This is a genomic window from Candidatus Glassbacteria bacterium, from assembly GCA_019456185.1.
Taxonomy (GTDB): domain Bacteria; phylum Gemmatimonadota; class Glassbacteria; order GWA2-58-10; family GWA2-58-10; genus JAJRTS01.
Genome location: VRUH01000030.1, coordinates 1 through 12,958 on the forward strand (window position 1 = coordinate 1; position 12,958 = coordinate 12,958).

10 protein-coding genes are annotated in these 12,958 nt (G+C 58.6%); 1 reads left to right on the forward strand and 9 read right to left on the reverse strand.

The window, feature by feature from the left end:
* The 6 genes from FVQ81_11365 to FVQ81_11390 form a co-directional block, all read right to left on the reverse strand.
* On the reverse strand, nt 1-1,029 hold a 1,029-nt coding region (locus FVQ81_11365; protein ID MBW7997145.1), incomplete at its 3' end, for a PAS domain S-box protein.
* 814 nt (nt 1,030-1,843) lie between these two features.
* Nucleotides 1,844-2,233, reverse strand: a complete 390-nt coding sequence (locus FVQ81_11370; GenBank protein ID MBW7997146.1) for a response regulator — start codon at nt 2,231-2,233, stop codon at nt 1,844-1,846.
* Nucleotides 2,233-4,899 carry a PAS domain S-box protein gene (locus FVQ81_11375; GenBank protein MBW7997147.1) on the reverse strand — a complete coding sequence of 889 codons (2,667 nt, stop codon included), beginning with the start codon at nt 4,897-4,899 and terminating at the stop codon, nt 2,233-2,235. Before FVQ81_11375 ends, FVQ81_11370 begins: the two co-directional genes overlap by 1 nt.
* A gap of 6 nt (nt 4,900-4,905) precedes the next feature.
* Nucleotides 4,906-5,346 carry a response regulator gene (locus FVQ81_11380; GenBank protein MBW7997148.1) on the reverse strand — a complete coding sequence of 147 codons (441 nt, stop codon included), beginning with the start codon at nt 5,344-5,346 and terminating at the stop codon, nt 4,906-4,908.
* An 18-nt stretch (nt 5,347-5,364) separates the two neighbouring features.
* Nucleotides 5,365-6,546, reverse strand: a complete 1,182-nt coding sequence (locus FVQ81_11385; GenBank protein ID MBW7997149.1) for a PAS domain-containing sensor histidine kinase — start codon at nt 6,544-6,546, stop codon at nt 5,365-5,367.
* Between the two features lie 787 nt (nt 6,547-7,333).
* The gene (locus FVQ81_11390) at nt 7,334-8,371 is read right to left on the reverse strand and encodes a transporter substrate-binding domain-containing protein (protein ID MBW7997150.1); all 1,038 of its coding nucleotides are present in this window, start codon (nt 8,369-8,371) and stop codon (nt 7,334-7,336) included.
* A gap of 1,027 nt (nt 8,372-9,398) precedes the next feature.
* On the opposite strand from FVQ81_11390, the gene FVQ81_11395 reads away from it, so the two are divergent.
* The gene (locus tag FVQ81_11395) at nt 9,399-9,575 is read left to right on the forward strand and encodes a DUF1059 domain-containing protein (GenBank protein ID MBW7997151.1); all 177 of its coding nucleotides are present in this window, start codon (nt 9,399-9,401) and stop codon (nt 9,573-9,575) included.
* Nucleotides 9,576-9,896: 321 nt separating this feature from the next.
* On the opposite strand, the gene FVQ81_11400 is transcribed toward FVQ81_11395, so the two are convergent.
* Genes FVQ81_11400 through FVQ81_11410 form a run of 3 tightly spaced genes read right to left on the reverse strand, consistent with a single transcriptional unit; the run spans nt 9,897 to nt 12,955 of the window.
* On the reverse strand, nt 9,897-11,396 hold the full coding sequence (locus tag FVQ81_11400) for a hypothetical protein (protein ID MBW7997152.1): 1,500 nt from the start codon (nt 11,394-11,396) through the stop codon (nt 9,897-9,899).
* A 22-nt stretch (nt 11,397-11,418) separates the two neighbouring features.
* Nucleotides 11,419-12,546 carry a glycosyltransferase family 9 protein gene (locus FVQ81_11405; protein MBW7997153.1) on the reverse strand — a complete coding sequence of 376 codons (1,128 nt, stop codon included), beginning with the start codon at nt 12,544-12,546 and terminating at the stop codon, nt 11,419-11,421.
* 16 nt (nt 12,547-12,562) lie between these two features.
* Complete coding sequence (locus FVQ81_11410) at nt 12,563-12,955, reverse strand: hypothetical protein (GenBank protein ID MBW7997154.1); 393 nt, start codon at nt 12,953-12,955, stop codon at nt 12,563-12,565.
* Between the last annotated feature and the right edge of the window lie 3 nt (nt 12,956-12,958).

Below are 12,958 nucleotides of genomic sequence, written 5' to 3' on the forward strand. Positions count from 1 at the left end.
CCTGGCGTTGGTCAGGAGATTGAGCACGACCTGCTCCAGTTGCGCACCATGACCCGAGACGCTCCGGCAACGCTCCGCCAACGCCGTCTCCACCTCGATCGACCTGAGCCGCAACTGTTGAGTTACAAGGCTGAGCGCGCCTTCCACAGCTTTCCTCGGGTCGAATGCCTGGGGTTTCTCCTCGGCAACGCGTCCGAAAATTCGCATGTGGTCGATGATCCCGACGGCGCGCTCGATCTGGGCGTTGATGCGGTCGAGTTTCCTCCGAAGGTATTCGCTACCAACATCGCCATCCTCGAGGCGTTCCAGGGTGCTGTCGGCGGCCATCCGAATGACGCTCAGGGGCTGGTTCAACTCATGCGCTATGCCCGTCGCCATTTCACCCAGGGTGGCGAGTTTGGAAGACTGAATGAGCTGTGCCTGGGTATGCCTGCGTTCGGTGATGTCGCGGGCGATCGCGAATACGGTTTTGCCTATTGCGGGCGTGGCTACCCATTCCAACCAGCGGTAGGAGCCGTCCTTGCATCGGTAGCGGTTCACGAATGCTTTTACTGGTTCGCCATTCCGTTGCCGCTCGATCACCTGCAGGGTGGTATCAACATCTTCTGGATGAATGAAATCCACGAAAGGTTTACCGACGAATTCACTATCTTGCCATCCCAGCATCTGTTTACAGACGGGGTTCACGCGCGTGAAATAGCCGTCGGTGTTCGCAACGCATATCAAGTCGCTTGAAACATTGAAAAAGAGTGTCAACTCCTCCTCCGCCCGTTCGCGCTCGGCGATTTCCCGAGAGAGGGCGATCCGTTTCGATCGGCCAACGTAGACGGCAAAGGAAAGCGAAATCAGCGTCACCAGTGCGAGGACCGCCGCGCCATATATTTTCCAAACTCGCCTCTGCTCGATGAGAACGACTTGTCGGCCCGACCATTTGTCTATGATCCTGTCGAACTCACCCGTCGACTTCAGTCGAACCAGCGCCTCGTCGATCTGCGTCAGGAGTTCTTGGTTTCCTTTCCTGACGGCCATCCGGGCGACAACCCTTTTCAGCGGTTCCGGCACTGCCACGATGCTCGAAATTCCGATCTCGCGAAGGGTGAAATAGCCGGTCCAGGTGTTGGCGATAACGGCGTCGACGCTCCCGCGCAGCAGTCTGCGAAACCCATCCTCGTAGTTGTCGATGAACACCACCACTGCCTGGGGATGGTCGCTTTCGACATACGTCTTCGGCCAACCCGCTGGTGTAATTCCGATGCGCCGCCCCGATAATTGCCGCGGGTCGAAACCGCCAACGTCGCCGGATCGGACGAACAACGAGAAACTGACCTCGAACGTCGGCTCCGAGAAGTCGTAAAGCTTCTCCCGTTGCTCGTTCTTGCCGAAAACGGTCAGGACGTCGCTGGTTCCGTCGAGGACGGATTTCTGGGCCTCCGACCACTTCATCCAACGAAGTTCGACGGGGCGACCAAGGACATCGCCAATCGCCTTCGCCAAGTCGGCGCTGGCACCGACGGGCTTGCCGTCCTCACGGAATTCATACGGGGGGTAATCGCGATCCCCGGCAAAGACGATGGGGCGATCCTCGGCGGCCCCGGCCTGCCCGAAAGGCGCGAGAAGCACGAAAGCCAGACAGAACGGACCCCTCTGCCAAATCGCCGCGAGTCTGGACCGAACGCTTCCCAGCATGGCCGCCCCCTTGGCGCGGTCTTGCCAAAAGAATAACACAAGACAGGGAACTTTTGCTGATAAGTTGAATGTCAGATCGGAAAACACCTTTCAGCGTTGGTTTTGGCCGCGGTCTAAGCGCACAATCCGTTGATCCGGATCGTTATCCAACGACGCGTCATTCCTCGTCCGCCTCGAGCAAACTCTTCAACTTTTTGCCGAGTTTGCGCAAACGAATCGGCTTCTTCATCGTCAACGTGGCGCCCGCCTCCTTGGCCTTGTTTAGATCGGTCGGCGAGTAGTGACCGGTGGTGGCGATGATCGGAACCCGCGGATCGATCTCGCGGATGCGGCGGATCACTTCGTAGCCGTCGACGCGCGGCATCCTGATGTCGGTGATGACCAGGTCCGCGGGCGCCGCCTCGAACTTCTCGAGAGCCTCGACACCATCCACCGCCGCCTCGACCTCGTAGCCCTTGCCCTGGATGTATTCGGCGATTTCCGCTCGAATATCCGTCTCGTCGTCCACCACCAGGATTTTCCGGGCCATGATTACCTCCCGCGACATTACTCGCCAGCGCGGCCCGAGCCCTTGGACTTCGGGCCGCTTTTCTTGTCGTCCTCCAGCGCCGGGAGGGTGACCGTGAACCGTGCCCCTCCGTCCGCGTTGGCGGCCTCTATCGTACCCCCCATGTCCCTGACGATGCCATAGCTGACGGACAGTCCAAGCCCGGTTCCCTGGCCGACCTCCTTGGTCGTGTAGAAGGGTTCGAAGATGCGCGGAATCACGTCTTCCGGGATGCCGCCGCCGGTGTCCTCCACGGTCAGCCTGAGCTTGTTCTCCGAACCCAGGTCCTCGACGCCGATGATGATTTTCCCCGCGTCAGCGGACGAGTCCCGGTTCGACCCGATCGCATCCCTGGCGTTGGTCAGGAGATTGAGCACGACCTGCTCCAGTTGCGCACCATGACCCGAGACGCTCCGGCAACGCTCCGGCAACGCCGTCTCCACCTCGATGGACCTGAGTCGTAACTGTTGACCCATGAGGCCGAGCGCGTTTTCCATGACTTCCCTGGGGTCGAATGCCTGGGGTTTCTCGTCGGCAACGCGTCCGAAAATTCGCATGTGGTCGATGATCCCGGCGGCGCGCTCGATCTGGGCGCTGATGCGGTCGAGTTTCCTCCGAAGGTATTCGCTACCGACATCGCCATCCTCAAGGCGTTCGAGGGTGCTGTCGGCGGCCATCCGAATGACGCTCAGTGGCTGGTTCAACTCATGCGCCATGCCCGTCGCCATCTCACCCAGGGTGGCGAGTTTGGAAGACTGAATGAGCTGTGCCTGGGTACGCCTGCGTTCGGTGATGTCCTCCTTGACCGCCAGGAAATGGGTGATGGTGCCGTCCGGCGCCGTGATGGGCGAGATGGAGGCGGCTTCCCAGTAAAGCTCGCCGTTCTTTTTCCTGTTGTGGAACTCGCCGCGCCACTCGCCGCCGGAGGTGATGGTCCGCCACAGCCGTTTGTATTCCTCGGGCGGCGTGTGCCCCGATTTCAGGATGCGGGGGTTCTTTCCGATGGCCTCTTCGGCGGCGTAGCCGGTGATCTGCTCGAACTTGGGGTTGACGTATTCGATGTTGCCCTCGGTGTCGGTGATGATTACCAAGGCCGGGCTCTGCTCCACCGCGCGCGACAGCTTGCGAAGCTCCTCCTCCGCCCGCTTGCGCTCGGTGATGTCCTGGATGATACCGACCATGCCCGTCACGCCACCGGCGTCATCGAGGATCAATTCCGCCTTCGAATAGCAGGCGCGGCAGGTCCCGTCGGGTCGGATCACTCGGTACTCGAACTCATACGGACGGCGGTTGGCAACCGCCTCCTCGACCGATTTCTTTACCGCGTCACGGTCCTCCGGATGAACCATTTCCAGAAACCGGGCGAAGCTGGGGCAGGGCGAGTCCGGGGCGAGTCCGAAAATCCGGAAGGTCTCGTCGGACCACATCCCTTCATCGGTGGTCGTATTCCACTCCCAACTGCCCAGGTTTCCTATCTGCTGAGACGCGGCGAGCACGGCCGCGCTTTCGCGCAACGCCTTATCTGCCCGCATGCGCTCGGTGATGTCGCGGACGGCCATCGCCCGCTGTTCCCGCCCCTTGTAGGCGATCTCGCGCGAGGACACTTCCATGGGGAAGGTAGAACCGTCCTTGCGGCGGCCGGCGGCCTCGTAGTATTCCGCCACCTGCCACATCAGCCTTTCGCGGACCATCTCCAGGGATTCCGGGGCCACCAGTTCGAGGACCCTGGTTCCCCGGAGTTCGTCCGCGGCGCAACCGAACATCTCGGCGAAACGCTCGTTGGCGTCGAGGATGACACCGCTGTCGTGGATCAAGAGGCCGTCGAAACTCGCATCGGCGAAGCCGCGCCAGCGTTCCTCGCTTTCGCGCAGCGCCGCCTCCGCCCGCCTGCGGTCGGTAATGTCGGTGAAGACAGAGCGGCTTTCGGTGATGTTCCCCTCGGCGTCCTTCACCGGCTCGACCGACAGGCCTATCCAGATGAGGTCGCCGTCCTTGCGCTTCATCTGGAGCTCGGCTCTCCGGATCGACTTTCCTCTCTGGAAATTCCGGTATACGAACTTGGCCTTGGCCAAGCCGTCCGACGTGTCGGCGAAGAGATCCGAGACGTTCATCCGTTTCAGGTCGTCTCGGTCGTAGCCGAGCAACCGAAGAGCCATGCGGTTGAACCTCAAAATCGATCCATCCACGGCGCTGACCGAGGCGTAGGCGACCGGCGCGTTCTCATAGAGATCGCGGTAGCGTTCCTCGCTCTCGCGTAGCGCATCTTCCGCCCGTCGACCTTTCCGGCGCGTCTTCGCCTCTAGCATTTCCCGTTTGATGGCGGGGATGAGGCGCGCGAGAGAGTCTTTCAAGACGAGATCGTGGGCGCCCGCTTTCATCAGGTCCGCGGCCCTTTCCTCGCCGACGGCGCCCGAGACGACGATGAAGGGAAGGTCCACGTCCAGTTCCCGAAGCAGCGCCAAGGCGGCGGGCGGACTGAACTTTGGCAATTTGTAATCGCACAGCACCACGTCCCAGGCCTTGTCCGCAAACGCGGCGCGCATGGCTTCGGCTGTTTCGACCCGTTCATGCACCGGATCGAAGCCGCCCCGGCGCAGATGGCGCACCAGAAGGCGGGCGTCGCCCTCCGAATCCTCGACAATCAAGACCTTGAGCGGCTTGGCCATCGACCCTCACCCGGTTTCCGGCGGTGGCTCGTTGAGAAGCAGCCAGTAGAGCCCCAATTGGTTCACCGCCGCGGAAAACGCCTCGAATTCCACGGGCTTGCGGACGTAGCTGTTGGCGCCCAGGTCGTAGCCCTGGATCATGTCCTCCTGCTCGTCCGACGAGGTCAGGATGACTACCGGCTGCAGCTTGGTCTGTTCGTCGGCCCGTACCCGCCGCAGCACTTCCAGTCCGTCGATCTTGGGCAGTTTGAGATCCAGGAGAACGACGGCGGGATTGCCGCCCTCGCGGTCCGCGTAAGGACCCGTTTTGAACAGATAATCGAGGGCCTCGGCGCCGTCGCGGACCACCGTGATCTCGTTGCTGACGTTGAATTTCTTGAGCGCCCGCAAGATGAGCGCTTCGTCGTCGGGATTGTCTTCGACTATCAGGATGGGTCCATCAGTCATATTAGGGGCCTCCTTGTTTCAAAGCGTAAAATACACCGTCGCCCCTTGCTCGACGCCGGACTCGGCCCAAACACTGCCGCCATGGCGCTTCACGACCCGCGCCACCGTCGCCAGGCCGATACCGGTTCCTCCGAACTCGGTGCTGGTATGCAGGCGCTGGAAAGGCTGGAACAGCTTGTCGGCATAGGCCATGTCGAAACCGGCCCCGTCGTCGCGCACGAAGTAAGCCGGTTCCCCGTCGTGGTTGGTGACGCCGAATTCGATTGTCGCGTGATCGTGCTTGGCGGTGAATTTCCAGGCGTTGCCGAGCAGGTTCTCGAGGACGATCCGCATCAGCCGCGCGTCGCCCTCGACAACCGCGCCCGGCGCGATGTCGAAGGTGATCCGGCGCTCCGGCGCGCTCTCCTGGAGTTTCGCCGCGACCGCTTGCGCCAGCTGGGACAGGTCGACCTCGCGGCGTTCGAGCTCGCCCCGGGTCACGCGGGACAGTTTCAGGAGGTCGTCGATCAGTTGCGCCATCTTCTGGCTCCCCGCCCGCACCCGTTGGAGATAGTCCCTGCCCTCGGCGTCGAGCTTGTCTCCATAATCTTCCAGCAGCGCATGGGAGAAGCCGTCCATGCTCCGAAGCGGCGCGCGAAGGTCGTGCGACACGGAATAGCTGAAGGTTTCCAGTTCCTGGTTGACGGCTCCGAGCTCCGCCGTCCGCTCGATCACCCGTTCTTCGAGTTCCACGTTCAGCTTGCGAATTTCCCCTTCTGCCCGCATGCGCTCGATGCTCTGTGCGAGTCTGGCGGCGATGTCGTCGATGAGGCTCCGCTCCTCCTTGAGGAACGGACCTTCGTCCAGTTCGGGTTTCTCTTCGAGGTAGAAGACCTCGACCGCGCCCGCCGGCTCCCCGCCGACGACGATGTCGCTGGCCTGCCTCCACATCGTCTCCTCTAAGTTTCCGGTGGTGAATTCGCGGCCATCCAAGGTGATCCGGGCGCAGGTGATTTCCGGGTAATGCCAAGCGGGAGGGAGAACCTCGACCACCGCCTGCAACGATTCCTCGAGGGAAATTCCCGGGCGATCGAAGATCTTCGAAAGAGAATAAAGGCCGGTCAGCTCCTTGAAGCGTTCGCCGAGATCGTGCGCGTGTTGCCGTAATGCTTCCTCCGCCTCGTCGCGCGAGACCATGGTCGATTTCAGCCTCTCGGCCATGGTGTCGAAGGACCGAGCGACCTGCGCCAACTCGTCCCGCCCGGGCACGTCGATCCTGTGTTCAAAGTCGCCGCGAGCCAGAGCCCGGATGCCCTGTTGGAGGCGGCCGATGGGCCTGACCACGCGCTGGGCGAAGATGAACCAGGTTCCCGCCAACACCGTCACCAGGCATACGCTGAGAACGAAACCCAGCCACTCCGTGCGACGCAGGTCTTGCTCCAGCTCCGCATCGGCATCCCGGGCCAGCTGTGAGGCCAGGGACACCGTCGACTGCGACGTCGTCAGAAGCTGCGCCACCAGCCGCTGCTCCAGTTCGCTCGACAGTTCGGCGGCACCCTCGTCCGCCCGCCGTGCTTCGAAGGCCCGCACCAGCCGCGGAAAAATTTCACTTGTCCTGAGATGATTGGCGCGCATGGTCACCAACGTCGCGCCGCTTCGCTCGCTCGCGAAGGCGGCATCGTCGAGCATCCGCCCCAGGGACTCATTGGCCCGCTGCCACTGGAATCGCGCGCGCGGCTCGTGCTGCAGCAGGTAGTCCCCCATCACCGTGGTGCGCTCGAATACGGTCCGTATGACGGCGTCCGCCGTATCGTGCTTCCTGAAGGCCTCTTCGACACCCTGGGAACTCACATAGTGTTCCCCGACAACCGCGACCGCGATCGCGGTCGAGATGACCGTTCCTATCATGAGGAGCGTCCGAATTCTCAGTGACCGAATCACCGTGATACCCCGGGTCTCACCGCGTCCAGGCCGCCGAAATCGATAGCATGAAAATAAAACTCCGTATCTAACGAATTATGGTTACCGCCTCAGGTTTCACCGACTCCAAAGCATCTATGTAAATATACTCTAAGTAATTTGGAACTTTTGTCTTGTCAGTAAGCTCATTACGTATTGCCCATCTTGCTTCGGATTCTATATTGATAAAAAAAGTTTGGTCGAGTGAAAGATTAAATGTAAAATCATCCCAATGTAATGCAACAACTTCTTTTATCAAATTTAATCTGTTAGCTATTATTTTTTGTGATTCTTCCTTATTGTTATTCAAAAAATCAGTGGCTTTATTAATTCCTCTTAAGAATCTTTCAAGAATTTCAGGATTTTCATTAGCAAAGTTTTTCATAGTTAAAAAATTAAAAGTTGTCTTATAAACCTTTCCACTAGGCAGCCTTATGGCCTTGTCTCCCAATAAATCTCTAGCAGTAGTTCCATGCGGCTCCCAAATAACTTGTGCATCTATATGGCCATTCTTTAATGCTTCTGGCAAGTCTGTTGGAGCAATATTAACCACCTCAACATCGCTAGGAGATATTGAATTATGAATCAAAAAAGTTTCTGTGAAAAATTGGCCTGTTGACCCCATCAAAGTACCTATTTTTTTTCCTTTTAGATCCTCAGCATTATTGATTCCGCTATCTTTATTAGCGATTACTTTAATATCTTCGTAAGCATAGGCAAAGGTACTAATAATAAAAAAGTCTTCTCTGACAAAGCTACTAAACATGATTGGAGTTGGGGCAGCTGCACTTATATCAATGCCTTCACCATTTAGCATAGCTATCAAACTTGCTTTTCCTGAATCAAACTCTTTAATAGTTAAATTTAGTCTTTCTTCCTCAAAATAACCCTTATTTTCTGCTACCCAAACTGCTGCTGGAAGAAAACTTTTTTCTACTCCAATTGTTACCTTTTCAAGAGACCTTGTATATTTTACGGGCTGTGTTTCGCTCCACCAGAAATAGCCGCCGACGACCAGTGCGGCGAGAACAACGACACCACCGAGCAAGGATGCAAGGCGAATTCCCGGGCGTACAAAATGTTTCATGGCAGGTCTCCTTCGGGCACCCGTGTCGACGCAAATGCCCGCAAATCGGAATAACGCGGATCACAACAAGCCATCTACCGAATTCCCCTAGACTGCGACAAATGGGAAGCAGCTTCGGTGACCTCCATCTGAATGCTTCTCGGCGACACACTTAGCGACTTCACATTCCTTGGGCCTTCCGCTCGAACCCGAGGTCCTTGAATCGGCCCTGCCCCGCCGCTTCCACCCGCACCCGCGGCAGATACAGCCTCACGCAGCCGCCCACGCCAAAGATGGCGGAAGTAGATCCCAAGAATCACCCCCTAAGGGCTACCAACAGCCAGTAGGACGACGTAATGAGCAGAGCAAAAGGATCCATGGCAACGTCCGCTTCCCCCGCTAGCGCCGGAATTTGAACCGACTCTTCCCAGAGAACAGTGGAATCGTGGCGACTTCATAGTACCATACTGCCCCCTTCTATGGAAAGAGTATCTGTCTCCACTACGCGATAGTTGGATGTTGGTGGTGTGAAACGTGTCCAAAAGACTCCTTTCGCCCGTTTTCCGTTCCGGTGAAATGATACTTAATTGTCTCTCCCACTCTCCGGTGTCAGGTTTTTCTCATGGCACGATTGGCGCGGGTGGTGGCGCCGGGCATTCCTCATCATGTGACCCCAATTAAGTATCATGTCACCGGAACTCCAGAAAATCTTGGGCTTGATTGATGATTTGCGACATAGACCCGCTCCGGCGTAGGCCGAGGAAATAGACGGCACGGTGAAAACGACAGGAAAGCTGCGTCTGAATTGCGGAAAATACGGTCAAATGGGCTTCCAGACGCGGTCAAACCGCCAAAATCATATCATCCGATGGTTGCTGGAAAATATGGCTACTCCTGAGGGTGCCATGATGGTACAATTTCCATTGATTTGGAGGCTATCTGGGGAATGTCGGCTTAGCGACATTGAGGTTGAGCGGCCCTAGACGGTGTGTGGGCCAAATACGTTGTTAGTCGATTTTTTTGACCACTGGAAAATGGAGAAAACATCATGACAAAGTCATTTACCTGCCGGGATGTTGGGGTCGACTGCGACTGGAAGACCAGTGCTGAAACCGAGGACGCGTTAATGGCTAATATTCAAGTTCACGCCGCCGAGGTCCATCCGACCATTGAATTAACTCCGGAACTCGTGGATACGATCCGCGCTGCGATCAAGGATGGATAGGTCACTGCAAGTGAATTGACGGTCGGGCCCACCAGCGATTTGCTGCCTATTCACACTTGCTATTTTCCCGACCAACTGGCCCAGGTTACATAGGCCCAAACGACTGCTTGTGACTAATTTTCCCCGCCCGGAGCCGCCCCTCGTTTGGTCAGCAATAGGACGTAGAGCCGACATCAATCTCCTGCCCCGTTTCAGGGATGCCGTTCAGTCAACGGATGGCATGGGTTGGGGGGTTCACGATGGCCTGCTTGACGCCCTTGAGGCGCATTTTCCCGGAGCATGGGGGAAATAACCATATACAAGGTGCCGCCGCAAACCGTCCTAGCCCTTGCATGACCACAGGTCGAAGTACTTGTAGGTGGCGGTTTTTTCGTAGTGTTCAACGAAAGTCTCGGCGGATTTTCCGAACAAGGGATGGTTGTCGTTATAGCTTTGCAGGCGGAAGGGCGGCTCGTCCTTGGGGATCAGCCAGTGGCGGGTCCGGCATGAGGAAAATTCCTCGATCAGGTGGGGAGTCACGTCGACGCCCACCGAACTGAGTTCCATGATCACATGGGAATCGACGATGACCGGTTGACCGGCGTAGGCCAGGACAGGCTTGACGAAGGTCAGGCGGTAGTTTTCGAATGACTGCCCGTAGCCCATCTGCACCGTTTCGCCCTGATAGCGCCTGGCGATCGCCATGACTTCCTCGGCCACCGTTTCCGCCTCCATCCTGTTCAGGTTGCGGTCCAGGCGCCGCTGCACCGGGATCGAGATCGCCAGCAGGACCGCCGGGATCAGCGCCAGCGCCGCCATCCGGGCCTTGGGCTTGTCTGCGAAGCCCCGTGAGAATCGCAGAACCGCGTCGACGGTGATGGGCGCCAGCGGCAGGAAATGATAAGGGCCGGCGGCGCTGAACGTGGCCGGATAGATGATGAAAAGAATGCTGCCGCACAGAGCGGCGAAATAGACGGCGTCCCGCCCGTCCACGTGGTTCCGTCCCCTGGCCAGAAGAGCGAAGAGAACAAGAAGGGGCGAAAGGTAGGGCAGCAGGTAGCGAAGGGCGACCCACAACAGGCTGATATCATTCGACCTTCCCGTGACCTGCCTGGCCAGGCCCGACACGTAATCGACCAGGGAAACCTGCTCCAGGGTAAAAGGCGCCAGGAAGACGACCAGCGAAAACAAAATGATGATGGCCAACTGGCGGATGTTCCGCCAGCCGCACAGATCGATCATCACCGGCAGGAAATAGATGAATGAGTGGACCCTGAAGTTGACCGCCAGCCCGATGCAGGCACCGATGATCAGATGGGGTGTCCACTTTCCGACGCTGTCGCGTGGAAGGTCCCTCGAGAAGATGGCCAGGGTGACCAGGAAGATGACGAACGGGTCCGGACGCACCCAAATGGTGTAGGGCGCGAACAGCAGCATGAAGGCGAGGAACATAAGCGTGCCGGCGCAGGCGTACGTGGGACCGAACCGCCGCCGCGCATACAGGAAAAAGAGCAACACCGCTCCCCCCGCCGCCAGTGAGTTGGCCAGCTTGCTGGCCGCGAGGGATCCGCCGGCAACGGCCAGGGCGCCGGCGTGGGTCAGGTAGATCATCGGCCCGTAATAGTTCCCGAAGATGGGCCACTCGCCGTGGCCTTGATACAGGGGGTGTCCCTCCAGCAGGCGCCAGGCGGCGATTCCCAGGTTGGGCTCGATGTGGTCGAAGAATCCTCCGACGCTTACATAGCGGACCATGGCGTAAGCCAGAAAGAACGCCGCCGTGGCCGCCGCCGCCGCCAGGGCGACGCCGAACGGGCCGAGTCTTTCCGTTGAAGGATGCACCATGTGAAATACCGGTGGCAGCACCTTACCCGGCGCTAGAGCATGTTTTGGCCATCTCCGTGGCGGCGGTGATCACGGCATCATGGTCCAGGCGGGCGACGCAAGGCCACATGCCGTTCTCCGCCGGCAGCGAGCATGCGCCGAGGCAGCCTTCGCAGGGCATGGTTTGATACAGGAAACGCACCTTGGGCGGAGTTAACGACGCGTCATATGGCACCATCTCGCCGACATAGGCGGCACTGGCGAGACACAGGGTAGGCGCCCCCACGACGCCGGCCAAATGCATGCAGGCGGTATCGACCGAGATCACCAGATCCGCCGCCCTGAGCCGCGCCACCAAATCGTGAAAATTCGAGCCATCGAACTCGACGTTGGCCATCGCCAGCAGCTCCTGGAATTCAGGATTGCGCTCAAGATCGGATGGCCCGCCGGTGATGACGATACGGCAGTCGCCCGGCAACTGCTCGACAATACGCCGGTACAGTTCAACCGGGCTCTGTTTTTCCTTAACCGCCGAGAATGGCTGGATAAGCACCAACGGCCCCGGCTCATTGGCCGCTGGCGGCAACCGGTTTTCAGCTATGCATGGCTCGGGCAACGGCGCTTTGGTTCCACTAAGCCAGTCGGCGAAGCGGTGCCAGCGCAACACCTTGTTCAGGTGTTTTCCGCCGCTGTCGAACAGGCGGTCATAAAGGCTCCGGTTGGCCTTCAGATCGGCGTCGTATTTGGCCCATGGGCGGGGCTCCATGGCCAATGTTTCCGGCGCTTCGCAGGCGGCAACCAGGGCTTCATCCAGGTGTGGGTGGCGCAGATAATCGGTATGGACGACCAGACGGGTGTTGGCGGCGAATAGGCGCTCGCAGACGCCGCACCTATATGAAAGATCCTTGCGCAAGCGTCCGAAGTCCACCGTTTCCACGCTCACTCGCCCCGGGAAAAGGAAGGCCATCTTGTCCGATCCCTTCCGCAACAGGACCGTCACCGCTTCGCCGTCGTTCGCCAAGGCCAGAAAGCGGGGCAACACCAGGGCGAAAAGAACGGTGTCGCCGAGGCCGCCGCTGGAAACCAATAATACGCCGTGAGGTTCGCCGGGGCGCTTGGAGGAGCGGCGCCTGAAAGCCTGATAGCGATCCTGCAGCTTGAACAGCTTCACTTAGCGACCTTTGGTATCAGTAGGCGGCATAGGATTTTTCTTCGATAATACGCGATCCGAGAAGCAGGTTTATTTCCTTCTTAAGCGCCGCACGTTTGTCGTTTGTCATGTAAACGGCGCGGGCCAGTTCGATGAAGGTGTCGCCGAAATCCTTATTGCGTTGGCAGTCGCGGATGTTGTCCTCGATCACCCAGAGTTTCTCGTTGACGCCCCTCAATTCCATGGTCAACCGGTCAAGCTCCTGGGATGGCTGGATTGCGGAATCGCGCGACGCGACAAGTGTTTCCCATTCGAAACGCACGTTTCTTATTTTCTCCTCGTCGTCCATGCGCTCCAGCTTGATCTCCAGGATGGTGATTTTGTCGATCAGTTCGCCCGGGGCGATTTCGACGGTTATGGTTTTCGGCACTTT

Excerpts from the sequence above, each read along its gene's own strand:
- FVQ81_11370 (MBW7997146.1), bottom strand. The coding sequence starts at position 2,233 with ATGTCGCGGGAGGTAATCATGGCCCGGAAAATCCTGGTGGTGGACGAC.
- FVQ81_11375 (MBW7997147.1), bottom strand. The coding sequence starts at position 4,899 with ATGGCCAAGCCGCTCAAGGTCTTGATTGTCGAGGATTCGGAGGGCGAC.
- FVQ81_11380 (MBW7997148.1), bottom strand. The coding sequence starts at position 5,346 with ATGACTGATGGACCCATCCTGATAGTCGAAGACAATCCCGACGACGAA.
- FVQ81_11385 (MBW7997149.1), bottom strand. The coding sequence starts at position 6,546 with ATGGCCGAGAGGCTGAAATCGACCATGGTCTCGCGCGACGAGGCGGAG.
- FVQ81_11390 (MBW7997150.1), bottom strand. The coding sequence starts at position 8,371 with ATGAAACATTTTGTACGCCCGGGAATTCGCCTTGCATCCTTGCTCGGT.
- FVQ81_11395 (MBW7997151.1), top strand. The coding sequence starts at position 9,399 with ATGACAAAGTCATTTACCTGCCGGGATGTTGGGGTCGACTGCGACTGG.
- FVQ81_11400 (MBW7997152.1), bottom strand. The coding sequence starts at position 11,396 with ATGGTGCATCCTTCAACGGAAAGACTCGGCCCGTTCGGCGTCGCCCTG.